Annotated in this window: 21 protein-coding genes; 9 read left to right on the top strand and 12 right to left on the bottom strand. The window is 69.4% G+C overall.

Annotated features, from left to right (window positions below):
* Positions 1-15 precede the first annotated feature (15 nt).
* On the bottom strand, positions 16-636 hold the full coding sequence (locus N788_RS03565) for a GNAT family N-acetyltransferase (RefSeq protein ID WP_051924322.1): 621 nt from the start codon (positions 634-636) through the stop codon (positions 16-18).
* A gap of 173 nt (positions 637-809) precedes the next feature.
* Here N788_RS03565 and N788_RS03560 point away from each other — a divergent pair, with 173 nt between their 5' ends.
* Entirely contained in the window at positions 810-1,658 is an 849-nt protein-coding gene (locus N788_RS03560; RefSeq protein ID WP_034221024.1) for a pirin family protein, read from the top strand.
* A gap of 3 nt (positions 1,659-1,661) precedes the next feature.
* On the opposite strand, the gene N788_RS03555 is transcribed toward N788_RS03560, so the two are convergent.
* The 5 genes from N788_RS03555 to N788_RS03535 all read right to left on the bottom strand — a co-directional run bounded on the left by N788_RS03555 (position 1,662) and on the right by N788_RS03535 (position 7,641).
* Complete coding sequence (locus N788_RS03555; protein ID WP_034221021.1) at positions 1,662-2,525, bottom strand: pirin family protein; 864 nt, start codon at positions 2,523-2,525, stop codon at positions 1,662-1,664.
* Between the two features lie 10 nt (positions 2,526-2,535).
* Positions 2,536-3,054 carry a histidine phosphatase family protein gene (locus N788_RS03550; RefSeq protein WP_034221019.1) on the bottom strand — a complete coding sequence of 173 codons (519 nt, stop codon included), beginning with the start codon at positions 3,052-3,054 and terminating at the stop codon, positions 2,536-2,538.
* A gap of 80 nt (positions 3,055-3,134) precedes the next feature.
* On the bottom strand, positions 3,135-6,590 hold the full coding sequence (gene mfd / locus N788_RS03545) for a transcription-repair coupling factor (RefSeq protein ID WP_034221016.1): 3,456 nt from the start codon (positions 6,588-6,590) through the stop codon (positions 3,135-3,137).
* On the bottom strand, positions 6,590-7,177 hold the full coding sequence (locus N788_RS03540) for a GNAT family N-acetyltransferase (RefSeq protein WP_051924321.1): 588 nt from the start codon (positions 7,175-7,177) through the stop codon (positions 6,590-6,592). Before N788_RS03540 ends, mfd begins: the two co-directional genes overlap by 1 nt.
* A gap of 56 nt (positions 7,178-7,233) precedes the next feature.
* Entirely contained in the window at positions 7,234-7,641 is a 408-nt protein-coding gene (locus N788_RS03535; protein ID WP_034221014.1) for a VOC family protein, read from the bottom strand.
* 70 nt (positions 7,642-7,711) lie between these two features.
* On the opposite strand from N788_RS03535, the gene N788_RS03530 reads away from it, so the two are divergent.
* From N788_RS03530 to N788_RS14810, 4 genes are all read left to right on the top strand, one after another.
* A complete protein-coding gene (locus N788_RS03530; RefSeq protein ID WP_034221012.1) occupies positions 7,712-9,361 on the top strand; it encodes an isovaleryl-CoA dehydrogenase in 1,650 nt (549 codons plus the stop codon).
* An 86-nt stretch (positions 9,362-9,447) separates the two neighbouring features.
* Complete coding sequence (locus N788_RS03525; RefSeq protein WP_034221009.1) at positions 9,448-10,164, top strand: DUF481 domain-containing protein; 717 nt, start codon at positions 9,448-9,450, stop codon at positions 10,162-10,164.
* Between the two features lie 74 nt (positions 10,165-10,238).
* Positions 10,239-11,528 carry a tetratricopeptide repeat protein gene (locus N788_RS03520; protein WP_034221007.1) on the top strand — a complete coding sequence of 430 codons (1,290 nt, stop codon included), beginning with the start codon at positions 10,239-10,241 and terminating at the stop codon, positions 11,526-11,528.
* Between the two features lie 113 nt (positions 11,529-11,641).
* Positions 11,642-11,890 carry a hypothetical protein gene (locus tag N788_RS14810; RefSeq protein WP_034221004.1) on the top strand — a complete coding sequence of 83 codons (249 nt, stop codon included), beginning with the start codon at positions 11,642-11,644 and terminating at the stop codon, positions 11,888-11,890.
* Positions 11,891-11,896: 6 nt separating this feature from the next.
* Here N788_RS14810 and N788_RS03510 read toward each other — a convergent pair whose 3' ends face one another.
* From N788_RS03510 to N788_RS03500, 3 genes are read right to left on the bottom strand one after another with little or no spacing between them, the layout of a single operon-like run.
* Positions 11,897-15,067 carry an efflux RND transporter permease subunit gene (locus N788_RS03510; RefSeq protein WP_034221002.1) on the bottom strand — a complete coding sequence of 1,057 codons (3,171 nt, stop codon included), beginning with the start codon at positions 15,065-15,067 and terminating at the stop codon, positions 11,897-11,899.
* 12 nt (positions 15,068-15,079) lie between these two features.
* On the bottom strand, positions 15,080-16,249 hold the full coding sequence (locus N788_RS03505; protein WP_034221000.1) for an efflux RND transporter periplasmic adaptor subunit: 1,170 nt from the start codon (positions 16,247-16,249) through the stop codon (positions 15,080-15,082).
* Positions 16,246-17,040 (bottom strand): SDR family oxidoreductase, encoded by a 795-nt coding sequence (locus N788_RS03500; RefSeq protein ID WP_152560356.1) that lies wholly within the window; start codon positions 17,038-17,040, stop codon positions 16,246-16,248. Before N788_RS03500 ends, N788_RS03505 begins: the two co-directional genes overlap by 4 nt.
* Before the next feature lie 173 nt (positions 17,041-17,213).
* Here N788_RS03500 and N788_RS03495 point away from each other — a divergent pair, with 173 nt between their 5' ends.
* Entirely contained in the window at positions 17,214-18,245 is a 1,032-nt protein-coding gene (locus N788_RS03495) for a LysR family transcriptional regulator (protein ID WP_034220998.1), read from the top strand.
* Between the two features lie 27 nt (positions 18,246-18,272).
* On the opposite strand, the gene N788_RS03490 is transcribed toward N788_RS03495, so the two are convergent.
* From N788_RS03490 to N788_RS03480, 3 genes are read right to left on the bottom strand one after another with little or no spacing between them, the layout of a single operon-like run.
* The gene (locus N788_RS03490) at positions 18,273-19,862 is read right to left on the bottom strand and encodes a serine hydrolase (protein ID WP_051924318.1); all 1,590 of its coding nucleotides are present in this window, start codon (positions 19,860-19,862) and stop codon (positions 18,273-18,275) included.
* 51 nt (positions 19,863-19,913) lie between these two features.
* Positions 19,914-20,798, bottom strand: a complete 885-nt coding sequence (locus tag N788_RS03485) for a universal stress protein (RefSeq protein WP_034220994.1) — start codon at positions 20,796-20,798, stop codon at positions 19,914-19,916.
* Positions 20,799-20,810: 12 nt separating this feature from the next.
* Positions 20,811-22,289, bottom strand: a complete 1,479-nt coding sequence (locus tag N788_RS03480; protein WP_034220992.1) for a SulP family inorganic anion transporter — start codon at positions 22,287-22,289, stop codon at positions 20,811-20,813.
* Between the two features lie 339 nt (positions 22,290-22,628).
* On the opposite strand from N788_RS03480, the gene N788_RS03475 reads away from it, so the two are divergent.
* The 3 genes from N788_RS03475 to N788_RS03465 are packed head-to-tail and all read left to right on the top strand — an operon-like array spanning position 22,629 to position 25,265.
* Positions 22,629-23,318, top strand: a complete 690-nt coding sequence (locus tag N788_RS03475; protein ID WP_034220989.1) for a YIP1 family protein — start codon at positions 22,629-22,631, stop codon at positions 23,316-23,318.
* A gap of 25 nt (positions 23,319-23,343) precedes the next feature.
* Positions 23,344-24,573 carry an efflux RND transporter periplasmic adaptor subunit gene (locus tag N788_RS03470; RefSeq protein WP_084695867.1) on the top strand — a complete coding sequence of 410 codons (1,230 nt, stop codon included), beginning with the start codon at positions 23,344-23,346 and terminating at the stop codon, positions 24,571-24,573.
* Positions 24,570-25,265: an ABC transporter ATP-binding protein gene (locus N788_RS03465; protein ID WP_034220984.1), complete on the top strand. Its 696-nt coding sequence runs from the start codon at positions 24,570-24,572 to the stop codon at positions 25,263-25,265. Before N788_RS03470 ends, N788_RS03465 begins: the two co-directional genes overlap by 4 nt.

Genomic DNA, 25,265 nt, shown 5'->3' with positions numbered 1-25,265 from the left:
GCGGCGCGGGCCGGGTCAGCCCGGACCGGACCAGTCGCCGGCCAGCAGCCCCATCAGCACGCTGTCCTGGACTTCGCCGGCAACCAGCCAGCGCTGGCGCAGGTAACCTTCGCGGCGGAACCCCAGGGCTTCGAGCGTGTTGAGCGAGCCCTGGTTGCGAGGGTCCACGTCCGCTTCGATGCGTCGCAGGCCCAGGCCGGTGAAGGCGTGTTCCAGCAAAACCGTCAACGCCTCGCGGGCATAGCGCCGGCCCCAGTGTTCGCGGGCAAGCGCGAAACCAACCTCGGCCCGGCCCTGGGCGCGGTCGATGCCGTAAAGCGTCGTGGTGCCGATCAGGCGGTCGTCGCCGCGCAGGGCGATGCCCCACTGGAACAGGTCGCCTTGCTCGAAGCCGCGATGGATGGCCTCGAGGTAGATCGCCGCCTCGTCCTGGTGGGGCCAGGCCGCGTGGCTCCAGAAGCGCATCACCTCGGGGTCGGAGAACACGCCGTAGAGTGCCTCCAGGTCGCCGGCTTCGATCCAGCGCAGCTGCAGGCGCGGCGCGACCAGGGTCGGCAGCCGGTCCGGAGCCGATGGGGCCGGACCGGGCGCAGGAGCGGGACGTCGTCTGGCGGTGGGCATGTCGTGCAGGGCCATGGGGCAAGTGGCTTTGTCAGGGTCGGGCTACCGGTTAGAACGCATGACAGGCGGCTTTCCGGCCGCCACGACGCCCCGAAACCCTGCGTTGCAGGCCTGGACCCTCGTGCCGGGCAGGCGCCGGCCCCATAGTTCGTGCATCGCCCGGTACCGGGCCCCCACTGGGAGTCACCATGAGCCTGTCCATCCGCCCCGTGCTTCGCAGCCTGCGCGGCCTGCCGGCCTCCGACGGCGCCGGCGTCAAGCTGACGCGGATCATCGGCAGTCCGCAGCTGCCCGACCTCGACCCTTTCCTGTTGCTCGATGAATTCGGCACCGACCGGCCCGAGGATTACCTGGCCGGCTTCCCGCAGCATCCGCACCGCGGTTTCGAAACGGTCACCTACATGCTCGATGGCCGCATGCGCCACAAGGACAACCACGGCAACGAGGGTGTCCTGGTGCCCGGCAGCGTGCAGTGGATGACCGCCGGGCGCGGCATCGTGCACTCGGAAATGCCCGAACAGGAGGAAGGCCGCATGCGCGGCTTCCAGCTGTGGGTGAACCTGCCTTCGCGCGAGAAGATGACGGCGCCGAAATACCAGGAATACGGCCCGGATCGTTTCCCGGAGGTCGAGGCGGCACCCGGCGTGCGCGCAAAGGTGATCGCCGGCGAAGTGGCCGGCGTGCGCGGCCCGATCGAGCAACCGGCGACCGCGCCGACCTACCTGGACCTGCGCCTGGGCGCGGGCGACCGGTACCAGCATGCGCTGCCGGCGGAGCACACCGTATTTGCCTACGTCTACGAAGGCAGCGCCCGCTTCGGCGAGGGCCAGGACGCCGCCACGGTGCAGGCCGGGGAACTGGTCGTGCTGGGCGAAGGCGATCTGGTGGCCATGGAGGGCCGCGATGCCGACACCCGGCTGATCCTGGTCGCCGGCCAGCCGTTGCGCGAGCCGGTGGCCCGCTACGGTCCGTTCGTGATGAACACGCAGGACGAGCTGCGCCAGGCCTTCGCGGATTTCCAGGCCGGCCGCTTCTGAGGCCTAGCGTTCGGGCAGTTCGATGCGTTCGGTTTCGCCCGGCACCTGGCCCAGCCGGTCGGCGGCCCAGTCGGCCTTGGCCTGCTCGATGCGCTCGCGGGAGCTGGATACGAAGTTCCACCAGACGTGGCGGCGACCATCGAGCGGGTCGCCGCCTAGCAGCATCAGCTTCGAATCGCAGGCGGCGGTGAGCACGGGCTCGCTGCCGGGATCGAGCACCAGCAGTTGCTCGAGCGGCAAGGGGACGTGGTCGAGCGTGATCTCGCCCTCCACGGCATACACCGCGCGTTCGGCGTGGTCGGCCGGCAGCACCAGCGACGCGCCGGCGGCCAGGTCGATGGCGACGTACAGCGTGCGCATGAGCACCTGCACCGGCGAGGTCTCGCCGAACGCGTCGCCGGCCACCACGCGCAGGCGGGCGCCGGGCAATTCGACCACCGGCAGCGAGGCCGCGGGGTGGTGGGCAAAGGCCGGCGCCACGTCTTCGTGTTCCCGGGGCAGCGCGACCCAGGTCTGCAGACCGTGCATGCGTTGGGACCGGCCGCGCAGGCGGTCGGGCGTGCGCTCTGAGTGCACGATGCCGCGCCCGGCGGTCATCCAGTTGACGTCGCCGGGCTGGATTTCCTGGGCCGAACCCAGGCTGTCGCGGTGCATGATCGCGCCTTCCCACAGGTAGGTGACCGTCGCCAGTCCGATGTGGGGGTGGGGGCGGACGTCCAGGGGCTGGTCGGCCCGCAGTTCGGCCGGGCCGATGTGGTCGAAAAAAACGAAGGGACCGACGCTGCGGCAGTTGGCGTGCGGGATCAGGCGCTTGACCGTGAAACCGCCGCCCAGGTCGTGCACGCGCGGGGGGATGGCCAGGGGCATGGCGGCTTCCTCAGTAGCGGCTGGTGATGACGCGGGCAGCGCCGTCGCTATCGACCAGCACGACGGTATAGCGGTCGTACTCGGTTTCGGGCATCGGTTCGGGCGCCTGCCCCGACAGGGCCTGGACGATGCCGGGCACGGTATTGCTGTGGCCGACGACCAAGACGGTGCTGCCGGCGGGCATCGCCCGCAGCTCGGCGGCCAGGTCCTGGGCATAGGTTGCCGCGTTGCCGGCATTGACCGGCCGCGTCTCGACCTCCAGCCCGGCGTCCGCGGCGGCGGGCGCGGCGGTCTGCTGGGTGCGCCGGAACTGGGTCGCGATGACCCGGTCCAGGCTGGCGCCGGCCAGCGTGGCGGCGAGCGCCCGGGCGCGCACCTCGCCATTGCCGGCCAGCGACGGGTCGTGTTTGTCGTCGTCGTCCTTTTCGGCGTGCCGGACCACCACCACGGCGATGCCGTCGTGCGCGGGAAGGGCTGCGGCGGGGGCGGCGAGCGAAAGGGAAAACATCAGCGTCACGATCAGCGACATGGCCGGATTCCGAGGGGCGTCCGGCCCAGCATAACGATCCCGGCCCGGCCCGGCAGCCCCGCGGGCAACGCCCGCGGGAGTCAGCCCTTGGCCAGCAGGGCCAGCAGGCCGCGCGCCGTGCGCAGGCGCGACCCGGCGTCGGGCAGGTCCATCCGGATGCGCAGCTTGTCCGGGCCGTCCATCGAGTAGACCTTGGGCTGGGCCTGGATCAGCCGGATCACCGACATCGGGTCGATGCTGGGCTGCGGCACGAAGTGGCAGCGCCCCCCGGTCGGGCCCAGTTCGAGCTTGCGGATGCCCAGCGGCGTTGCCTCGAGCTTGAGCTCGGCCACGGCGAACAGCTGCTTGGCCGGGTCGGGCAGCAGGCCGAAACGGTCGACCATTTCCACCTGCAGTTCCTTGAGGGCTTCGTCGTCGCGGGCCGAGGCGATGCGCTTGTACAGCGTCAGCCGGGCATGCACGTCGGGCAGGTAGTCCTCGGGGATCAGTGCCGGCAGGTGCAGTTCGACGTCGGCGCCGTGGCGCTGGGCCGGATCGAGTTCGGGCAGTTTGCCGGACTTGATCGACTTGACCGCGCGTTCGAGCAGCTCGGTGTAGAGCGAGAACCCGATTTCGGCCATCTGGCCACTCTGGTCTTCGCCCAGCAGCTCGCCGGCGCCGCGGATCTCCAGGTCGTGGGTGGCCAGGGTGAAGCCCGCACCCAGTTCCTCGAGCGAGGCCAGGGCCTCCAGGCGCTTCTCGGCGTCGGGCGTCAGCGACTTCTTGTCCGGCACCACCAGGTAGGCGTAGGCGCGGTGGTGGCTGCGGCCGACCCGGCCGCGCAGCTGGTGCAGCTGGGCCAGGCCGAAGCGGTCGGCGCGGTGGATGATGATGGTGTTGGCGCTGGGGATATCGATGCCCGATTCAATGATCGTCGTGCACACCAGCACGTTGAAACGCTGGCGGTGGAAGTCGAGCATCACCTGCTCGAGCTCGCGTTCGGGCATCTGGCCGTGGGCCACGCGCACGCGCGCGGCCGGCACCAGTTCGGCCAGGTCGCGCGCCATCTTCTCGATGCTGTCGACTTCGTTGTGCAGGAAATAGACCTGGCCGCCGCGCGCCAGTTCGCGCTGGAAGGCTTCGCGCAGCAGGTTGGCGTCCCAGGGCGTGATCACCGTCTGCACGGCCAGCCGGTGCGCCGGCGGCGTGGCGATGATGCTCAGTTCGCGCAGGCCGCTCATGGCCATGTTCAGGGTGCGCGGGATCGGCGTCGCGGTGAGCGTCAGCAGGTGGACCTCCGCGCGCAGCGCCTTCAATGCCTCCTTCTGGCGGACACCAAAGCGCTGCTCCTCGTCGACGATGACCAGGCCGAGCTCGTGGAACTTGACGTCCGGCTGGAGCAGGCGATGGGTGCCGACGATGACGTCGATCTTGCCCTCGGCCAACTGCGCCAGCGCGGCCTTGATTTCCTTGGCCGACTTGAACCGGCTCAGCACCTCCACCCGGATCGGCCAGTCGGCGTAGCGGTCGCGGAAGTTGCGATAGTGCTGCTCGGCCAGCAGCGTGGTCGGCACCAGCACGGCCACCTGCTTGCCGGCGATGGCGGCGACGAAGGCGGCCCGCACGGCGACCTCGGTCTTGCCGAAGCCGACGTCGCCGCAAACCACGCGGTCCATGGGCTGGGTCTGGCCCAGGTCGGCGACGACGGCATTGATCGAAGCGAGCTGGTCGGGCGTTTCCTCGAACGGGAAGGTGGCCGCGAAGGGTTCGTACATCGACCGGTCCAGCGGCAGCGCCAGGCCCTTGCGGGCCTTCCGGCGCGCCTGGATCTCCAGCAGTTCGGCGGCGACGTCGCGCACCTTCTCGGCGGCCTTTCGCTTGGCCTTTTCCCAGGCCTCGCCGCCCAGCGAGTGCAGCGGCGCGTGTTCGGGCGAGGCGCCGGAATACCGCCCCACCAGCTGCAGCTGCGACACCGGCACGTAGAGCTTGTCGCCCTTGGCGTATTCGATCTGCAGGAACTCGCCGCTGACGCCGCCGCTGTCGAGCGTCACCAGGCCCTGGTAGCGGCCGACACCGTGGTCTTCGTGCACGATCGGTGAACCGACCTGGATCTCGCTCAGGTCGCGCAGCACCGTGTCCGGGTCGCGCACCGCCTTGCGGCGACGTCGCGACTGTTCCGCGCGTTCGGGGAACAGCTGGCGCTCGGTGAGCACCGCCAGCGCGGGCTTGCCCAGCGCGAAGCCGTCCTCGAGGGCGGCGGCGGTGATCGCGAACCGCTCACCGCCGGCCAGAAAGGCCGGCCAGTCGGCGACGACCGCGGGCCGCAGGTCGGCCGACGCCAGCAGTTCGATCAGGGCTTCGCGGCGGCCGGCGGAGTCGGCGGCCAGCAGGACCCGGCCCGGATAGGCGCGCAGGAAGCCGAGCAGCGCGCTGCCGGGGTCGCCGCCTTTCTGGCTCCAGGGCAGGCTGGGCGCCGGCTGCTCGGGCAGGGCGATGGCCTTGCCGGCCTGTTCGTGGCCGGCGTCGAGCACGTCGATGCGGGCCGACTTGTTCCAGCGCGTGCGCAGTTCTTCCGGCGAGAGGTACAGCTCGGCCGGCGGCAGGATGGGGCGCTCGAGGTCGTGGCGGCGCTGCTCCCAGCGGTCCGCGGTCTGCGCCCAGAACGCCTCGGCGGCCTCGGCGACGCCATTGCCCAGCACCAGCAGGGTGTCGTCGGCGAGATGGTCGAACAGGCTGGCGGTCTGGTCGAAGAACAGCGGCAGGTAGTACTCGATGCCGGCCGGCGTGCCGCCTTCCTTGAGGTCCTGGTAGAGCGGACAGCGGCGCGGGTCGAAGTCGAAGCGCTCGCTCAGGCGTTCGCGCACCTTTCGGGTGCTGGCGTCGTCGAGCGGGAATTCGCGGGCCGGCAGCAGGCGGATGCTGTCCACCGGATGGTCCGAGCGCTGGGTTTCGGGATCGAAGCTGCGCAGCGAGTCGATTTCATCGTCGAACAGCTCGATCCGGTAGGGGCGGTCGGCACCCATGGGGTAGAGGTCGAGCAGGGCGCCGCGCACGGCGAAATCGCCGGGGTCGAGCACCTGCGGCACGTTGCGGTAGCCGGCCGACTCCAAACGGCGCTTTTCGGCGTCCAAGTCCAGGCGCTGTCCCTTGCGCAGGTCGAGCGTATTGCCGGCGATCCAGCTCGGCGGTGCCAGCCGCTGCATCAGCGAGGCGACCGGCACCACCAGCACGCCCTTGTGCGTGGTCGGCAGCCGGTACAGCGCGGCGACGCGCTGGGAGACGATGTCCGGGTGCGGGCTGAACAGGTCGTAGGGCAGGGTTTCCCAATCGGCGAAGTGCAGCACCGGCAAGGCATCGCCGGCGAACACCCGCAGGTCGTGTTCCAGTGCCTGGGCGGCGTGGCTGTCGCGGGTGATCGCCAGCACCAGGCCGTCGTGCTGGCGGGCCGTTTCGGCCAGGGCCAGGGCCTGCAGGCTGGCGCTGGCCGGGGCGCGCCAAAGGGCGCGCTTTTGTCCCGCCCGGGGGCGGGGCGCGCTGGGTAGGGAGTCTTGGGTCATCAGGACCGGGATTTTAGCGCAGCCGGCCCCAGGTCCAGGGTGACGCGTACCTGGCCGCCCGAACCCGGTACGTGTTCGCGGCGGAAGCCGATGGCCTGGGCCAGGGCCAGCATCGCGGTGTTGTCCTCGAGCACGTCACCCCACAGCCGGCGCAGGCCCTGGGCCTGGGCCCACTCGACCACGCGTCGCATCAGGCGCTTGCCCAGGCCCTGGCCGGCGAGGAAGTGCGAGACCAGGATGGCGAATTCGGCGCTCTCCGTGCCCGGGTCCAGGTCGACCCGGGCGACCGCGCCCACCAGCGCCTCGCCCGGCGGCAGCGGCTCGGCGGCCACCACGACATAGGAACGTCCCGGCTCCGGCGACACCAGCTGGGCCAGGTAGACCGGTGCAAGCGCCTTGAGCGGGTGCAGGTAGCGGCGGCGGATTTCGTCTTCGCTGAGCAGGTCGAAGGCGCCGGCAATGGGCCCGGCGTCGGCCGGATGCACCGGACGCAGCCACAGCTCGCGGCTGTCGGGCAGGCGCACGGACTCGCGGCGCCCGGGGTCGGGCGCGGCGGCGGTTTTCTTCCGGCGGCGCTTGGCTTCCACGTGGCCAGTGTCCCTGCGTCGACTAGCAGGCTTGCTCTAAACGGCTTTCCTGCGGTTCATGCCGCGCCAGTGTCGCCGCCGCCGAATTGCGCGAACGTGACGACATGGCCGCCCGGTTCCCGGTAGCCGACCTCGGTGGCGCCGTAGAACGTGGTCCGGCGGGGCAACAGCAGCGTGAAGCCGGCGAGCGCGGCCTCGATGGCATCGATGTCGGCGACCTCGATGAACAGGTAGGCGTGGGACGAACGCGCCTGCTCGGCCTGCGCCGGCACGTCGTCGGCGATCGAGTCGTGGCTTTGCAGCATCACTTCCAGCCCGTGCCCGGCCAGGATCACGAAGCCCAGCCGGTCGCCGTGGGGAACCTCCACGGTGCGCACCATGCCGACGGCTTCCCAGAAGGGCAGGCAGGGTTCGATCGCTTGCACGGGCAGGACGGCGGTGATGCGTTTGAGCTGGGGCTTCATCGCGATGGCTCCCGGGGACGTGTCGCCGATGATACGCGCAGGCACAATGGGCCGGACACGGAGGTGGTGCATGGACAGCCGGGAACGATTCCACACCCACGAGATCCAGAACCAGCCCCATGCGCTGGCGCCCAGCGACCTGTGGTCGGGCGATGTCGCCCTGCGCGAAGCGGTGCAGCGCGAGGGCGGCGGTTGGGCCGAGGCCTTCCTGGCCGCATACGGCGTATTGGCCGGCGGGGAACTGCAGGAACTGGCGCACGAGGCGAACCGGAACCGGCCACGCCTGGAGGCCTTCGATGCCCGCGGCGAACGCATCGACCGCGTGGTTTTCCATCCCGCGTACCACGCGTTGATGCAGCAGGCCGTGCAGCACGGCGTGCCCGGGTTCGCCTGGCGCCATGCCGACCGGCCGGGTGCACATGTGGCACGCGCCGGACTGATGTTCCTGCACAACCAGGCCGACCAGGGCAGCAGCTGCCCGCTGACGATGACCTATGCCAGCGTGCCCGCGCTCTCGCACGCGCCGGCGTTGGCGCGCGAATGGCTGCCTCGCATCCGTTCGGGCGGCTACGACCCGTCGCATCGCCCGGGCTGGGAAAAGGACGGCGTCACCATCGGCATGGGCATGACCGAGAAGCAGGGCGGCTCGGACGTACGCGCGAACACGACGCGGGCCACCCCGGTCGCGGGTGGCGACGGGCTCTATTCGCTGGTGGGCCACAAGTGGTTTTTTTCGGCGCCGATGTGCGACGCGTTCCTGGTGCTGGCGCAGGCCGCGGGCGGGCTGAGCTGCTTCCTGCTGCCGCGCTACGCCCCCGACGGCAGCCTCAACGCCGTGCGGATACAGCGCCTGAAGGACAAGCTGGGCGACTGGAGCAATGCCAGCGCCGAAGTCGAGTTCCAGGATGCGCTGGCCTGGCGGGTCGGCGAGGAAGGCCGCGGCGTGGCGACCATCCTGCAGATGGTGGCGCTCACCCGGCTCGATTGCCTGCTCGGCTCCGCCAGCCTGATGCGCCAGGGCCTGGCGCGGGCGCTGCATTTTGCCAGGCAGCGTCGCACCTTCGGTTCGCCACTGTCGGGCCACGCGCTCATGCGCAACGTACTGGCGGACCTGGCGCTGGAGTCGGAAGCCGCCACGGCGCTGGCTTTCCGCGTTGCCCGCGCCGTCGATGCCAGCGCCCGCGATCCGGCCGAAGCGGCCCTGGCCAGGCTGACCACCGCCCTGGGCAAGTACTGGGTCTGCAAACGCAGCCCCGCATTCCTCGGCGAGGCGGTGGAATGCCTGGGCGGCATCGGCTACGTCGAAGAAACGGGCATGCCGCGCCTGTACCGCCAGGCCCCGCTCAACTCGATATGGGAGGGCAGTGGCAACATCCAGTGCCTGGACGTGCTGCGCGCGCTGGAACGCGAACCCGGGTGCGCGCAGGCCTTTGTTGCCGAGCTGGCGGCCGCACGCGGTGCGCATCCGCTGCTCGATGCCGAGGCCGGTTCACTCGCGGCCTGGTTGCGTGAGCCGGTGGCGGCGCTGGTGCCCCGCGCACGCCTGCTGGCCGAGCGCATGGCCCTGGCCCTGCAGGCCAGCGTGCTGCTGCGAGGCGCGCCTGCCCAGGTCGCCGAAGCCTTCTGCGAGGCGCGCTTGGGTGGCCGGTCGGGGCTGGCCTTCGGGGCGCTGCGCAGCGACACGGGCTGGGACCTTTTGCTCGAACGCGTCTTGCCCTGAGCCGACCCGGTCCCGCCTTGGCGGGCTGTTCATGCGCAGCGCGGTTAAATAGGCGGTTGAATCCACCGAAGAAGGCGAACCCGCCCATGAAGCAAAGCCCCATCGTCCTGGCCGTGCTGGCCGTCCTGGCGGCGCCGGCCGCGGCCAGCGCCGCCACCTGGCAGCCCAGCGCCGAGCTCGGCATCGTCAACACCACCGGCAACTCCGAAACGACCAGCATCAACGGCCGTTTCGGCCTCAAGGCCGAAGAAGACCTGTGGACCCATGACTACTACCTGGCCGTGCTGCGTTCGGAAAACGACGACGAACTGACCGCGAACCGCTATGAAGTGGGCGCCAAGTCCGATCGCATGCTGACCGAGCGCAGTTACCTCGGCGCGGCCGCCCGCTACGAGAACGACGAATTCTCGCCCTACGACTACCAGGCCACGCTGGCGCTGAACTACGGCGGCTGGCTGGTGCGCGAGGAGGGGCACACCTTCAAGATCGAAGGCGGTCCCGGCGTGCGCCGTGCCCGGCTGGCCGGCACCGGTGAAGTCGAAACGGGCGCACTGCTGCGCGGATTCGCCGACTACCAGCACCAGATCACCGAGAGCACCAAGTTCTTCAACACCACCCTGGTCGAGGCCACCAGCGACAATACCTTCGCCCAGAACGACATCGGCGTCGCCGTGAGCATCAACAAGTCGCTGGCGCTGAAGGTGGCTTTCCAGGCGCGCCACAACACCGAGGTCCCGGTCGGCACCGAGCGTACCGATACGCTGACGTCGGTGAACATCGTCTGGACGCCCAAGCCGAACTGAGGCAAAGCCCGGCCGGTTTGACCCCCGGCCGGCCCGCGGCCTAGCCTCGGGTTTTTCCCGGCGAAGCCCGACCCATGACCCGAACGTCCCTGCGTCCCGACGCCGCTGGCTCCCTGATCGAACGCCTGCCGGGCCTGCTGGGCTACCCGGCCTCGAATGCAATGCTGGCGATGTTCGCGGGCCTGGCGGTTTTCCGGCTGCTTGCCAACCTGCCCAACCTCCTGGGACTGGTGTTCGAGCTGGCGTTCTGGATCATGGGCTTCAAGATGGCGGTCGAGGCGCTGACCAACACCGCCCATGGCCGCTACGAGCCCCTGGGCGGGGAAGAGCTGCTGGCCACCGATGGCGACGCCATCGAACAGCTGGTGCTGGGCGTGCTGGTGGGCCTGCTGGTGACGGTCGTGGCGGTGTGGCTGGGACTGCTGCCGACGCTGGGCGCCTTGCTGGCGGTGTTCCTGTTCATGCCGGCAGCCGTGATGCTGCTGGCGATCAACCATCATTACCCCAATGCGCTCAATCCCCTGGCCTGGTTCGAACTCATCGGACGCCTGGGTGCGCCTTATTTCGGCGTGGTGCTGGTATTCGCGCTCCTGGGCCTGCTGTCGGAAGGTTTGCAGTGGGCCCTGGTGGCGGCCCTGGGTGGGCCCGGCCAGGTGGTGGGGAGCTTCATCGCGCTGTATGCGCTGGTGGCGAGCTACCACGTGCTTGGCGACCTGCTCCACCGGCACCACGAGGTCCTGGGCCTGGACGTCACGCCGGCGGTGACGCGGGCGACCTATGGCAATCCGATCGAGGACGAAACCATGGCGCAGGCCGACGCGCTGGCCGCCGAAGGCAAGGCCGAAGCGGCGGCGGAGCGGCTGGCCGGGCTGTTTCGCGGCCGCGGCGCATCAGACCCGGTGCACGATCGCTATCGCCAATTGCTGGTGCAGGTCGGCGACCTGGACCGGTTGGCGGCGCATGACCGGGAATACATCTCCAGCCTGTTGGTTACTGAAAAAGACAAGCGCGCGCTGGCGGTTTTTGCAGACACCGCCGACCGGGTGCCCGGATTCACCCTGGACCTGCCCGAGCAGATCGCGCGACTGGTCGCGCTGGCAACGCGCCAGGGACAGGCCCAGCGCGCGGTCGCCCTGGCACGGGACTTCGAGACCCGCTTCCCCGACAGTCCGGACCTGCCCCGGGTGGTGCTGACCGCGGCGACCTTGCTCAGCGAACGCCTGGGCCAGGATGAGGCCGCCTGCCAGCGGCTGCGTTCGTTGGTAAGTACCCATCCCGACCACCCGCTGGCCGGCGAGGCGCGGACCCAGCTGGCGGCGATTGAGCAGGTGCTGGCTGCCGGGGCCGGCCGGCCAGCCGGTTAGTCCCCGGCAGGAGTCCTTTTATTTCAATAGTTTGCGGGATATGACTTCCGGCCCATTGCGCCTGCGGTTAGGTGTTGTAGATTACCAGCACACCAACGCACGAGACCCCGGCCATGAATGCCCTGAACTCCCTGTACCGCCTGTTCCCGACCGCCCTGGTCGCTTCCGCACCCGCCGCCCGGGCCATCCCGGCCAGGCAGGCCCCGGCCACCCCGGCGCCGTCGGCCGAACCCGCCCCGGCGCTGCGCCCCGAGCGCTACCGTCGCCGCGACTACGGCACCGGTTATGGCCGCAGCAGCGGCTACGCCCAGGACCGCAGCTATGCCGGTACGTCCAGCCACCGCCTGGTTCGCGTCGGCTGAATTGCTTCAGCCGGCGACGGCGATGGCCTGCCCGGCGGCCGCGGACCGCGCCGTCCGGCGCGTCACCAGCTTGCGCAGGGCCACGTAGAACACCGGGGTCAGCAGCAAGCCGAACAGCGTGACGCCCAGCATGCCGGCAAAGACCGTGACACCCGTGGCCGCGCGCACCTCGGCGCCGGCACCACTGGCGAACACCAGCGGCACCGTACCTGCGATGAAGGCGATCGACGTCATGACGATGGGTCGCAGTCGCAGGCGGCAGGCCTCGAGCGCGGCTTCAACGATGGCTTTGCCCTGCAGTTCCAGCTCACGCGCGAATTCGACGATAAGGATCGCGTTCTTGCAGGCCAGGCCCATCAGCACCACCAGCCCCACCTGCACGAAAACATTGTTGTCGCCGCCGGCCAGCCAGACGCCGACGAGGGCGGACAGCAGGGTCATGGGCACGATCAGGATCACGGCCAGCGGCAGGGTCCAGCTTTCGTAGAGTGCGGCGAGCACCAGGAAAGCCAACAACACCGCCAGCGGGAAGACCACCAGCACGGCATCGCCCTGGGTGGCTTGCTGGTAGCTGAGGTCACTCCATTCGAAGCCCATGCCGGGCGGCAGCGCCTGGCCGGCGATACGCTCGACCTCGGCCATGGCCTGCGCCGAAGAGAGCAGCCGCGGATCGGCTTCGCCCAGGATGTCGGCGGCCGGATAGCCATTGAAGCGGATCACCGGATCGGGACCGAAGGTCTGGCGGATGTTCACCACGCTGCCGATCGGCACCATCTCGCCCCGGTCGTTGCGCGTGCGCAGGCGGGCGATGTCCTCGGCCTCGTCGCGGAAGGAACCGTCGGCCTGGGCGATGACCTGCCAGGTGCGACCGAACAGGTTGAAGTCGTTGACGTAGGCCGAGCCCAGGTAAGTCTGCAGGGTGTCGAATACTTCGGTCAGGGGTACGCCCAGGGCCTTGGCCTTGATGCGGTCGACCTCGGCTTCGAGCTGGGGCACGTTGGCCTGGTAGCTGGTGATGGGGAAGCCCATGCCCGGCGCCTGCGAGGCGACGCCCTGGAAGGACCCCACCGCGTCCTGCAGCGCGCCGTAGCCCAGCCCGGCCCGGTCCTGGATGAACAGCGAGTAGCCCGAACCATTGCCCAGGCCCTGGATGGGCGGCGGCATCAGTGCGAAGGCGAAGCCTTCTTCGATGCCGGCGATGCGCTGGTTGAGTTCGGCGGTGATCTCGGCGGCGCTGAGCGAGCGTTGATCGGCGGGCGAGAGCGAGAAGAACACCACGCCGCTGTTGGGCGTATTGGTGAACTGCAAGGGATTGAGCCCCGGGAAGGCGACCTCGTGTTTGACACCTTCGATCTGCATCGCCATGTCCCCGAGCTTGGCCAGGGCCTGGTCGGTGCGTTCGATGGATGCGCCTTCGGGCAACTTCACGCCGGCGATCAGGTACAACTTGTCCTGCACCGGGATGAATCCGCCCGGCACCGCCGAGGAAACCGCCACCGTGGCGGCCAGCAGCCCGGCGTAGACCGCGAACACCGCACCGCGCCGGCCCAGGATGCGCGACACCGCCCGGCCATAGGACTCGGAGCTGCGTCCGAAGAACCGGTTGAACGGACGGAAGATCCAGCCGAACAGCCGATCGATGAGCCGGGTCGGCGCATCCGGCGCCGCGCCATGCGGCTTGAGCAGCCGGGCCGCCAGCGCCGGCGAAAGCGTCAGCGAATTGATGGCCGAGATCACCGTCGAGATGGCGATGGTCACCGCGAACTGCTTGTAGAACTGGCCGGTGACGCCATCGAGGAAGGCCATCGGCACGAACACCGCGCATAGCACCAGGGCGATGGCGATGATCGGGCCGGATACTTCGCGCATCGCCTGGTGCGCGGCCGCGAGCGGCGCCAGGCCCTCGGCGATGTTTCGTTCGACGTTTTCCACGACGACGATCGCGTCGTCGACGACGATGCCGATCGCCAGCACCAGCCCGAACAGGGTCAGCGTGTTGATCGAGAAGCCGAGCAGGTGCAGCACCGCGAAGGTGCCGACCACCGACACCGGCACCGCGATGAGCGGGATGATCGAGGCGCGCCAGGTCTGCAGGAACAGGATGACCACCAGCACGACCAGTGCGGTCGCCTCGAGCAGGGTCATCACCACCGCCTTGATCGAATCGCGCACGAACACCGTGGTGTCGTAGACGGACTTGATTTCAACGCCGGGCGGCAGCCTCGGCGAGATTTCTTCCATCTTCGCCACGACCGCGTCGCGGATGTCCAGGGCATTGGCGCCCGGCGCCTGGAAAATGCCGATGGCCGACGCGTTCATGCCGTCCAGGCGCGAGCGCAGGGTGTAGTCCCCGGCCGCGAGTTCGATGCGGGCGACGTCCGCCAGCTGCACGATTTCGCCATCGGCGCCGGCCTCGAGCACGATGGCGCCGAATTCCTCCGGTGTTTCCAGCCTGCCACGGGCGTGGATCGGCAGCAGGAAGTCGCTGCCATTGGCCATGGGCTCGGCGCCCAGCTGGCCCGCGGACACCTGCACGTTCTGCTCACGCACGGCACGCAGCACGTCGCCGGCGGTCAGGCCGCGCGCGGCGATCTTTTCCGGGTCCAGCCACAGCCGCATGGCGTAGTCGCCGCCGCCGAAGGCCTGGGCATCGCCGACGCCGGGAATGCGGGCCAGTTCGTCCTTGACGTGCAGGCGCATGTAATTGCGCAGGTAGAGCGAGTCGTACTTGCCGTCGGTGGACACCAGGTGCACCACCATCAGGAAAACAGGCGACTGCTTTTGCGTGATCACGCCCTGCCGGCGGACGTCCTCGGGCAGGCGCGCCAGCGCCTGGTTGACCCGGTTCTGCACCCGCACGGCGGCGTCGTCGGCGTCCACGCCCGGCTTGAAGGTCACGGTCATCTGCAGCACGCCATCGGAGCCGGCGACCGACTTGACGTACATCATGTCCTCGACGCCGTTGATGGCTTCCTCCAGCGGCGTCGCCACCGTTTCGGCGATGACCTTCGGGTTGGCGCCGGGATACACCGTGCGCACCACCACCGAAGGCGGCACCACCTCGGGGTATTCGCCGATGGGCAGGCCAGGCAGGGCCACCAGGCCGGCGGCGAAGATGATGATCGACAGGACGGCCGCGAAGATGGGCCGGTCGATGAAAAAGCGGGAAAAGTCCATGGGGGGCTCCGGTCAGTTCGCGCTGGCGACCGCGGCGGCAGTGGCGACGTGGGCCGGCTCGCCGGCCGGCTGGGGCGCCAGCGGCATGCCCGGGAAGAAGATGCGCTGCACGCCACCCACCACCACCTGGTCGCCGGCGGCCAGGCCCTGTTCGACGACGCGCAGGCCGTCCACCAGGCGGCCGGTGACCACATCGCGGCGTTCAGCGGTATTGCCCTCTCCGACCACGTACACGTACTTGCGATCCTGGTCGGTGAGCACCGCCTTGTCGTCGACCAGCAGCGCCGGCTCCGGGGCGTTGGCGACCAGCTGCACGCGTGCGTACAGGCCGGGAGTCAGCGACCGGTCGGGATTGGCCAGCACCGCGCGGGCCCGGATGGTGCCGGTGCGCGGGTCCACCTGGTTGTCCACGAAGTCCAGCTGGCCCTCGTGCGGATAGCCTTCTTCGCCGGCCAGGCCAACGCGCACCGGGTTGCGGCCGCTGCGCACGTTGGCGTCCTGGCGCGCGTGGCGCAGGTAGGTCTGTTCATCGCTCTCGAAGTAGACGTGCACCGGATCGAGCGAGACCAGGGTCGTCAGCACCGTGCTGTCGGGCGCGGCGAGGTTGCCGGTGGTCACCAGCGCCCGTCCGGCCAGCCCGTCGATCGGTGCGCGCACCCGGGTGAACTCCAGGTCCAGTCGCGCCTTGGCGGCCAGGGCTTCGGCGGCCCGCACTTCGGAAGCGGCCTGGGCGGTGGCGGCGCGTCGCTGTTCCAGCAGTTCGGCCGAAATCAGTCGTTCCCTCGCGAGCTCGCGGGCGCGGGCCAGTTCGCTGGTGGCCAGCGCGGCATGGCTGCGGGCGCGGCTGAGTTCGGCCTCGGCGCGGTCGAGTTCCGCGCGGTAGCTGCGGTCGTCGAGCACGAACAGTACCTGGCCCTTTTTCACTTCCTGGCCTTCCGTGTATTCCACGCGTTCGACGTAGCCGGACACGCGCGGCCGCAGCTGCACGGTTTCGACGGCGGAAACGCGGCCGGTGAATTCGTCCCAGGGGGTGATCGACCGGGTTTCGACCGGTGCCACCGAAACCTGCGCGGGCGCGATGGTCCCGTGTTCCTGGGCCTGGCTGCTGCAGGCGGCGGTGATGGCGACGGCCAGGGTGAAGGTGGCCAGGCGGGCGAGGCGGGTAAGCGTTTCGGTGGTCATGGCGTGGTCTCGGAAAGGGGGTCGGGGGTGGGGCCGGTGCGTTGGCGCGCTGGACGACGTTCGAAACGCACGACCGGCTCAAGGCCCGGGGCGGACAGCAGGTCGACCACCTGCAGTCCCAGTTCGTTGGGTTCTGGCCAATCCGGACAGGCGGCATGGCCACGCTGGCGGGTGCGCAGCGGTGCACACACCGACAATTGCTGTACGCGGACCGGGCCCCCCTGGGTCTCCTCGCGCAGGGCCCGGCTGAACATGCGCAGCGCGGCCGATGCGATCGACGCGTGGCCATAGCCCGCCCAGGGCAATTCGGCGGCCGGGCCGCCGATGACGAGGTAGTGCGCGGCCAGCGCCGATTCCGACAACAGCGGCAACAGGTGCCGCGCGGCCACAAGGTGGGCGAAGACGCTGTCTTCCAGGGCCTGCTGGAGAAAGGGCGAGCCGTGGTCGAGCAGGCGTCCGGGCTTGAGTTCGCCACCGAGCAGGGCGACCACCGCGCCGGGCGGACGGCGGAGCAAACGCACGGCGTTGGCCAGGGCGGCGCCGGCGGTTTCGGTCTGCGTATGTCCCAATACCTTCATCAGGTCAGGGCTGCCGGGGATGGCGGGCGGCAGTGCGGCCAGCGCATCGGCCGAATGGGATGCAGCGATGACCGGGCGGCCGCTGGCCAGCAGCGCCGAAACAATGGCGGCTCCGGCTTCGCCGGCGGCGTCGAGGACGAGGGCAGGTCGGGCGATTGTCCCGCGGGTGGGACGGTTTAGCCCATTATCGTTACGAATCGGGACAATGCTCATGGCCATGGCCTGGAGGTAGGGGGACCCGAGCCTTGCCTGGGGGGGAGGGTTTGGGCGGCAGGGCCCGGATCCATGGCGCACAATCTAGGCCCGCCGATGGCACTTGATAAGTCCGTGAAGAAGGGAATAATTGTCCCGCCAGCGGGCCAATTGCCCGAACCAAGGAGACAGCCATGGCCCGTGATCTGAATGACACGCTGATCTTCGCCAAGGTGGTGGAGCAGGGTAGTTTCACGGCAGCGGCGCGCACGCTCGGCCTTCCCAAGACCACGGTGAGCCGCAAGGTGCAGGAGCTAGAGGAACGGCTGGGTGCCCAGTTGCTCAATCGCACCACCCGCAAGCTGGGCCTGACCGAGGCCGGCGCCGTCTACCACGACCACAGCATGCGCATCGCGCGTGAACTCGAGGAGGCCGAGAGCGCTGTCGGCCAATTGCAGGGTGGCCCGCGCGGCTGGCTGCGCGTGACCGCGCCGTATTCGATCGGCGTGATGTGGGTCGCCCCGTTGCTCAGCGAATTCCACCAGCGCTACCCCGAGGTCCGCATCGACCTGAACCTGGGCAACGAAAGGCTCGACCTGATCGCCACCGAGACCGACGTCGCGCTGCGCATCGGCAGCCTGCCCGATTCCTCGCTGGTGGCCCGGCGCCTGCACAGCTTCCGGACCCAGGTGTACGCCAGCCCGGACTACATCGAGCGCCATGGCGAGCCGCTGCACCCGGACGACCTCCAGCACCACCGGGTGCTGGCGTTTTCCAAGCATCGCCACGGCAGCCGCTATTACTGGCCGCTGGTCGAGGAGGGCGGGCAGTCTGCGCAGGAGTTCCCGATCAATCCGATCCTGGTCGCCAACGACCCGGCGCCGCTGCAGGGCGCGATGCTGTGCGGCGAAGGCCTGTTGATATCGACCGACGTCAGCATCAAGCCCTTCGTCGAGGCGGGCCGCGCGGTGCGCGTGCTGGCCGGCTGGACCGGGCCGAAGGTGGCCTTCAACGCGGTGTTCACCCGCGGGCGGGTGCCGTCGCCCAAGGTCCGCGCGTTCGTGGATTTCCTGGTCGAGCGGCTGACCTTCGACGCCAATTACATGCTCAAGACCTGCCCGCAGGGGGCTGGCATCGCCTGCGAGCGCCCGTCGCTGGAGCTGCCGGTGGTGCGGGACATTTCACCCCGGACGCTGGCGACGGTTGCCGATCCCGCCGCGGCCTAGCGCCTGCCCGGTCCTGTCGCCGGGTGCCTAGTCCACGGCTGTCCGCGGGGGATCGAGCGGCACCAGCCGCAGGTGATGGAAGTCGAAGCTGAAGTCGGTCAGCGACGACGCCGCCTGCATGCGCAGCTCGCGCACCTTGCCGTCGGGATCGAGCGCGAAGCTGGCGAAGGCATCGGCATTGAGGGTGCGGTCGTGCCAGCGGACCAGGAAGGTGTCGTGCTGCCAATGTTCGAGCGTGCCGGCCAGGGCCGGGGTGTGCGCAAAACGCATCACCAGCTTGCGGTCCTCCAGGGCCAGCCTGACGTCCCCGTACCAGGGGTCGCGGTAAGTCGCCGCGTACCCTTGCAGCGGCAGCGAAGGCTTGCTGTGCCGGTCGCGGGCCGCCTGGTGTTTTTCCCAGGACGCGTCGGCTTTCGAACGCGCCGCGTCGATCGCCGCCGAGTAGGCGGCCACCCAGTCGGTGTCGGGTGCCTGCAGGTAGTGGTCCAGCGCCTCGAGCGTGACCGCCTGGAACGCCGCGCCCACTTCCTGGTTGGTCAGTACCACGATGCCCAGGTCGAGCTGGGGCACCAGGGTCACCCGCGACACCATCCCGGGCCAGCCACCCGTGTGCCAGACCAACTTGCGGCCCCGGTACTCGCTGACCGACCAGCCTTCGCCATAACCGGCGAACTGCGGCAGTGCCGCCGCCAGTTCCGGCACCGCCGGTTCGGCCGGGATCCGGATCGGGGTCACCAGCTCCCACATGCCGCGATGCCGTTCGGCGCTGAAGAGCCGGCGTTCGCCGCCGTCCGCGTCCGTACCCAGCACGCCGCCGTCGAGCTGGACCTGCATCCAGCGCGCCAGGTCCTCGACGCTGGCATAGATGCCACCGGCCGCCTGGTTGTTCGACCAGGTCATCGGCGGCACCGCCACCAGGTCGCCGACGAAACTGGGCTTGGCGTGGCCGGTGGCCGCGTTCGCGCCCTCGGGCAGGTGGTCGCTGTTGGTCACCGCGTCCTGCATGCCGACCGGCACGAAGATCCGTTCGCGGACGAAGTCGCCGTAGGACTGGCCTGAAACCGTCTCGATCACGCGCTGGGCCACGGCGTAGAGCACGTTGTCGTAGGCGTAGTCGGCGCGGAAGCTGGTGGCCAGCGGAACGTGGGCCAGGCGTCGGACGATCTCTTCGGTCGAGTGCTCGCTGGCGGGCCAGAACAGCAGGTCGCCCGCGCCCAGGGCCAGGCCGCTGCGGTGGGTCAGCAGGTCGCGGATGCGCATCTCGCGCGTCACGTAGGGGTCGACCATGCGGAACGCGGGCAGGTGGTCTATCACGCGGTCGTCGAGCGAAAGCTTGCCCTCGTCGGCCAGGATCGACAGCGACGCGGACGTGAATGCCTTGGTCTGGGAGGCGATGGCGAAACGGGTCCGGGCATCCACCGGCTCGCCGCTGCGGATGTCGCGCACCCCGAAGCCTTTGGCCAGGACCACGTCGCCATCCTTGACGATGGCGACGGCGATGCCGGGCACGTCGAAGGCCTGGCGCGTTGACTCGACCACGCCGTCGAGCGCGGGCGGCGACGCCACGGCAAGCGGCGCCAGGGTGAAAAAGGCAATGGCGAGGGCGGGCGTGCGCAAGCGGGCGGCTCCTTCGGGGTATGCCGCCCGATTATGCCCGCGGGAGCCTGTTCAGCGCAGAAGCAGCACCGGCAGCTGGCAGCTCCGCAGCACCTGGGTGGTGGTGCTGCCCAGGATGAGGTTGCGGATGCGCGAATGCCCGTAGGCGCCCATGACGATCAGGTCGCTGCCGCGTGACCTGGCGACGTCGGCGATCACCGCGTCGGCGGCGCCGGCCTGGAAAACCGCCTCGGGTGCGAATCCGGCCTCGCGCAGCGTCGCCAGGGCCCAGTCCATGGCCGTGCCCGCTTCGCCGCCGGACTCGCCGACGGTGAGTACGTCGCAGCCCAGGCCCCTGAGCAGCGGGCTGGCGCAGACCATCTCGATGCAGCGCCGGGTGGTGGCGCTGCCGTCGAAGGCGACCAGGAAACGGGCCGGCGCCTGGAAGGCGCGCGAAGCGACCAGCACCGGCCGGTGCACGGCGCGGACGACGCGTTCGAGGTTGCTGCCCAGGTGGCCACTGGCGAAGTCGGCCTGCTCGCCCCGCTTGCCGAGCACGAACAGGCGCACGCCCGATTCGAGCTCGAGCAGGGTATCGACCAGGGACCCCTGCCGTTGCCGGCCCTGGGCGACCAGGCCGAAGCCCTGCCGCACGCGCTCGCGGGCCTGGTCGAGCAGCAGCCGGCCGCGCTGCTGGTCGACGCGCCCCCGCTGCTCGTCCAGGTCGGCCAGTTCCTGCAGCAGGTGTTCCTGGGCCCCCAGCGACAGGCTGCCGCTGAGGTTGGTGCCGGCGGCGGCGCCGTGGCGACGCTCGATCACGTGCACCAGTTCCAGCGGTGCCTGCAGGCGGGACGCGGCCCAGGCGGCATGGTCGCTGACGCTGTCGGCGTACACGGACGGATCCAGCGCGGCCAGCACCTGGCCTTCGGGTTGGGTAAGCGGTCGGTTGTCAGTCATTGCCGGGATTCCTCAGTGGCCCATGAGCCGTTGGACGGCATCGGGCTTGTCGTGCACGCCCAGCTTGTCCACCAGGGTGGCGCTGGCTTCGTTCAGGCCGATGACCTCGACCACGGTACCTTCGCGGCGGAACTTGAGCACCACCTTGTCCAGCGCGCCGACGGCGGTGAGGTCCCAGAAGTGGGCGCGCGAGACGTCGATGCTGACGTGGCCGAGCACCTCCCTGAAGTCGAAGCTGGCGATGAACGCGTCGGCCGAGGCGAAGAACACCTGGCCGGTGACGACGTAATCACGACGGTCGCCGTCGGCCGACAGGGTCGAGCCCACGTGCAGGACGCGGCCGACCTTGCGCGCGAAGAACAGCGCCGACAGCAGCACGCCCGCGCCCACGCCCTTGGCCAGGTCGTGCGTGGCCACCGTGACCACGACGGTGGCGACCATCACCAGGCTGGAACTCTTAGGGTGGTCGCGCAGGTTGCGGATCGAGCCCCAGTTGAAGGTGCCGATCGAGACCATGATCATCACCGCCACCAGCGCGGCCATCGGGATCTGCTTGACCCAGGGGCCGGCGAAGACCACCAGGACCAGCAGCACGCTGCCGGCGACCAGCGCCGACAGGCGCCCGCGGCCACCGGACTTCACGTTGATCACCGACTGGCCGATCATCGCGCAGCCGGCCATGCCACCGACCAGGCCCGAGGCGATGTTGGCCACGCCCTGGCCGGCGGCCTCGCGGTTCTTGTTGCTGGGCGTGTCGGTCAGGTCGTCGACGATGGCGGCGGTGAGCAGCGACTCGAGCAAACCGACCACCGCCAGCGTCACCGAGACCGGCAGGATGATCCACAGGGTCTCGAGGTTGAGCGGCACCTCCGGGAACAGGAACACCGGCAGGCTGTCGGGCAGCTCGCCCATGTCGCCGACGGTGCGCACGTCCCAGCCCAGCCAGATCGCCAGGGCCGTCAGCACGACGATGCAGATCAGCGGTGACGGCACTGCCTTGGTGAGGTAGGGCAGGCCGTAGATGATGCCCAGGCCGGCAAGCACCAGGGCATAGACCAGCCAGGGCACGCCGATCAGCTCGGGCAACTGGGCCATGAAGATCAGGATGGCAAGCGCGTTGACGAAGCCGGTGATCACCGAGCGCGAGACGAAGCGCATCAGCGAGCCCAGCTTCAGCGCGCCGGCCAGGATCTGGAGCACGCCGGTGAGCAGCGTGGCGGCCAGCAGGTACTGCAGGCCGTGGTCCTTGACCAGGTCCACCATCACCAGGGCCATGGCGCCGGTGGCCGCGGAGATCATGCCGGGGCGGCCGCCGGTGAAGGCGATCACCACCGCGATGCAGAACGAGGCATACAGGCCGACCTTCGGGTCGACGCCGGCGATGATGGAAAAAGCGATGGCTTCGGGGATCAGGGCCAGCGCGACCACGAGGCCGGCGAGCACGTCGCCCCTGACATTGCCGAGCCAGTCGACGCGGAGATTCTTGAACATGATGGCGTTTCCGACCCGGCCGCGGCCGGGTCATGCAAGGAAGGAAAGGGCGTGAAGGCGCGGTGGGCGGCCACCGGACAGGCCCGGCGAAGGGTCGGCGCCTAGGGCGGCGAGAGGGAAAGCAGGCGCGGGCTCATCGGGGGCGGAGTATACGCGCCCCGGCGCGGTGTCGTCCCCGGAGCCACGCCTGGCTGTCACGTTTCCCTTCGTCGCCCCGTCTGGGGTCTTATCGGCGCTGGCAAGGGATTCGTCCCACGTTCCTGCGGGGCGCCGGCCAATCGCCTACCATTCAAGCTGCGATTCAAGGGGAGTCGCGGTTTCACCAGCCAGGAGCCTTGCATGTCCCACCTGATCAACATCTTCCTCGAGCCGGCGAAGGTTTTCGCCGATCTTCGTGAAAAACCGACCTTCTGGACGCCGCTGCTGCTGCTGGTGGGCCTGACGGCGGCTTCGACCATGCTCTATTTCCTCACCGTGGACCCGGCCTGGTTCGCCGAACACCAGATGGCGCAGGTCCTGGCGCAGAACCCGCAAATGAGCAGCGAGGAAATCGCGCAGGTGCAGGCCTTCACGCCCGGTGCCCGCACCATGGGCTGGATCGCCGGGCCCAGTGCCCTGATTTTCATGACGATCATCTTCCTCATCTACGGCGTGTACTACCTGCTGGCCGGCAAGGTCAGCGGCCATCCGGTCAGCTTCCGGCATGGCCTGGCCCTGGTCAGCTGGGCGAGCATGCCGATGCTGCTGGGCGCCGTGGTGGTGATCGGCGCCATCCTCACCAGCTCGCCGCAGAGTTCGCTGGAGAGCATGCAGCTGACCAACATCGACCCGCTGCTGGTGCAGCTGCCGATGGACCACGAGTGGTCGATGCTGGCCAAGAGCTTCAGCCTGCTCAATTTCTGGGTCTGGTTCCTGGCGGCGCTGGGCTGGAAGACGTGGTTCCGCACGGGCTGGGGCCAGGCCCTGTTCGTGGCCATGCTGCCGTCCATCGTCATCTACGGCGTGATGGCGCTGTTCGCGATCATCTGATCCGCAACCGGGAAACCCGATTCCGATGAAGCTCAATAGAAAATGGGTGATCGCGGCGGCCATCGTCGCCGCGATGGCCCTGCTGCTGGTCGTCGGCTCGCTGCGCGGCGAAGCCCGGACCGAAGTCGAGGTGGTGGCGGCGTCCGAGCAGGACATCCGCCCTTCGATCCTGGCCTCGGGCCTGCTGGCCTACCTGGAGGAGGTGAACCTCACCGCCGAAGTGGTGGCCAAGGTCGACGAGATCCTCGTGCAGGAGGGCGACCAGGTGGAGAAGGGCCAGCTGCTGCTGCGGCTGGACCCGGAAACCTACCGCAACGCCCTCGAACGCGAACAGGCCAGCCAGCGCCAGAGCCAGATCAGCATCGAGCGCCAGCGCCTGGCGCTGGCCCTGGCGGAAACCCGCTTGCGTCGTGGCACGGAGTTGCTCGAACGCCAGATGATCGGCCAGAGCGAGTTCGACGACCTGCGCAATGCCCGCGACCTGGCCCGGGTCGAACTGCGCAGCAGCCAGGAGGCCCAGCGTCGCGCCGAAGCCATCCTCGGCGAGGTCCGCGAGCAGCTGGAAAAGACCGACATCCGGGCACCCATCGCCGGCACCATCGTCGCGCTGCCGATCAAGGTCGGTGAAACGGCGATCCCGTCGACCATGTCCCTGGCCGGCGCCAGCCTGATGAAGATCGCCGATACGTCGGCGATCCAGGCCGAGCTGAAGGTGGACGAGGCCGACATCGCCCGCATCCGCCTGGGCCAGCTGGCCGAGGTGGTGGCCGCCGCGCACCAGGACACGCCCCTGACGGGCAAGGTGGTGCAGATCGCGCTGGCCCCGAGCCTGGAACCGGGCAGCCAGGGCCGGTCCTACCAGGTCGACGTGCTGCTCGAGGTCCCCGACGACCTGGGCCTGCGTTCGGGGATGAGTGCGCGCGCCGACATCTTCCTGGGCGACGGCGGCAAGACCCTGGCCGTGCCCGTGGAGGCGATCATCACCGAGGAGTCCGAAGACGGGAAGGTGGAGCGATCCGTCTGGGTGGACCGCGACGGCAGTGCCCACAAGGCCGTGGTGGAGACCGGCCTGTCGGATGATCGCTGGGAGGCCATCACGTCCGGGCTCGATGCCGGCGATCGTGTCATCGTCGGCCCCGCCAAGGTGCTGCGCATCCTGCGCGAGGGCGCGGCGGTCGAAGCGACGCTGCGCGACGACGAAGACAAACCCGGGTCCGGTGCGGACGACGAGGACGGCGGGGACGAGGACGAATGATCCGTCTCACCGGCATCGTCAAGCGCTACATGATGGGCGAGGAAGAAGTGCTGGCGCTCAACGGCGTCGACCTGTTCATCGACCGCAATGAATACGTGGCGCTGATCGGCCCTTCGGGCTCGGGCAAGTCCACGCTGATGAACCTGATCGGTTGCCTGGACTCGCCCTCGGAAGGCACCTACGAGCTCAACGGCCGCGATACGTCCAAACTCGACGACAACGAGCTGGCGCAGGTGCGCAACAAGGAAATCGGCTTCGTGTTCCAGTCCTTCCACCTGTTGCCGCGCCTGACCGTGCTCGAAAACGTCATGCAACCGCTGGTCTACCGGGGCATGCCGCGCGCGGAACGCAAGCGGCTCGCGACCCGGGCGCTGGAACAGGTCGGGCTGGGCAGCCGCATGGGCCATCGCCCGAACCAGCTCTCCGGCGGCCAGCGCCAGCGCGTGGCCGTGGCAAGGGCGCTGGTGGGGACCCCGTCGATCCTGCTGGCCGACGAGCCCACCGGCAATCTCGATTCCAAGACCTCGGCTGAAATCATGGCCCTGTTCGATGAACTGCACCGGTCCGGCCAGACCGTGGTGGTGGTGACCCACGAGCCCGACATCGCCGCGCACTGCCGGCGCACCATCCGCGTCTCCGACGGCAAGGTCGTCGAGGACTACACCAACCCCTCGCCGGCGCAGGTGGCCTGA

Origin of the sequence: Arenimonas donghaensis DSM 18148 = HO3-R19 (assembly GCF_000743535.1) — a bacterium.
Classification (GTDB): Bacteria; Pseudomonadota; Gammaproteobacteria; order Xanthomonadales; family Xanthomonadaceae; genus Arenimonas; species Arenimonas donghaensis.
Note: the sequence above shows the minus strand (reverse complement) of the source record. Positions and strands in the feature narration are given on the sequence as shown.

Coding starts and splice junctions, on each gene's coding strand:
- N788_RS03565 (WP_051924322.1), bottom strand. CDS start 636: ATGGCCCTGCACGACATGCCCACCGCCAGACGACGTCCCGCTCCTGCG.
- N788_RS03560 (WP_034221024.1), top strand. CDS start 810: ATGAGCCTGTCCATCCGCCCCGTGCTTCGCAGCCTGCGCGGCCTGCCG.
- N788_RS03555 (WP_034221021.1), bottom strand. CDS start 2,525: ATGCCCCTGGCCATCCCCCCGCGCGTGCACGACCTGGGCGGCGGTTTC.
- N788_RS03550 (WP_034221019.1), bottom strand. CDS start 3,054: ATGTCGCTGATCGTGACGCTGATGTTTTCCCTTTCGCTCGCCGCCCCC.
- mfd (WP_034221016.1), bottom strand. CDS start 6,590: ATGACCCAAGACTCCCTACCCAGCGCGCCCCGCCCCCGGGCGGGACAA.
- N788_RS03535 (WP_034221014.1), bottom strand. CDS start 7,641: ATGAAGCCCCAGCTCAAACGCATCACCGCCGTCCTGCCCGTGCAAGCG.
- N788_RS03530 (WP_034221012.1), top strand. CDS start 7,712: ATGGACAGCCGGGAACGATTCCACACCCACGAGATCCAGAACCAGCCC.
- N788_RS03525 (WP_034221009.1), top strand. CDS start 9,448: ATGAAGCAAAGCCCCATCGTCCTGGCCGTGCTGGCCGTCCTGGCGGCG.
- N788_RS03520 (WP_034221007.1), top strand. CDS start 10,239: ATGACCCGAACGTCCCTGCGTCCCGACGCCGCTGGCTCCCTGATCGAA.
- N788_RS14810 (WP_034221004.1), top strand. CDS start 11,642: ATGAATGCCCTGAACTCCCTGTACCGCCTGTTCCCGACCGCCCTGGTC.
- N788_RS03510 (WP_034221002.1), bottom strand. CDS start 15,067: ATGGACTTTTCCCGCTTTTTCATCGACCGGCCCATCTTCGCGGCCGTC.
- N788_RS03505 (WP_034221000.1), bottom strand. CDS start 16,249: ATGACCACCGAAACGCTTACCCGCCTCGCCCGCCTGGCCACCTTCACC.
- N788_RS03500 (WP_152560356.1), bottom strand. CDS start 17,040: ATGAGCATTGTCCCGATTCGTAACGATAATGGGCTAAACCGTCCCACC.
- N788_RS03495 (WP_034220998.1), top strand. CDS start 17,214: ATGGCCCGTGATCTGAATGACACGCTGATCTTCGCCAAGGTGGTGGAG.
- N788_RS03485 (WP_034220994.1), bottom strand. CDS start 20,798: ATGACTGACAACCGACCGCTTACCCAACCCGAAGGCCAGGTGCTGGCC.
- N788_RS03480 (WP_034220992.1), bottom strand. CDS start 22,289: ATGTTCAAGAATCTCCGCGTCGACTGGCTCGGCAATGTCAGGGGCGAC.
- N788_RS03475 (WP_034220989.1), top strand. CDS start 22,629: ATGTCCCACCTGATCAACATCTTCCTCGAGCCGGCGAAGGTTTTCGCC.
- N788_RS03470 (WP_084695867.1), top strand. CDS start 23,344: ATGAAGCTCAATAGAAAATGGGTGATCGCGGCGGCCATCGTCGCCGCG.
- N788_RS03465 (WP_034220984.1), top strand. CDS start 24,570: ATGATCCGTCTCACCGGCATCGTCAAGCGCTACATGATGGGCGAGGAA.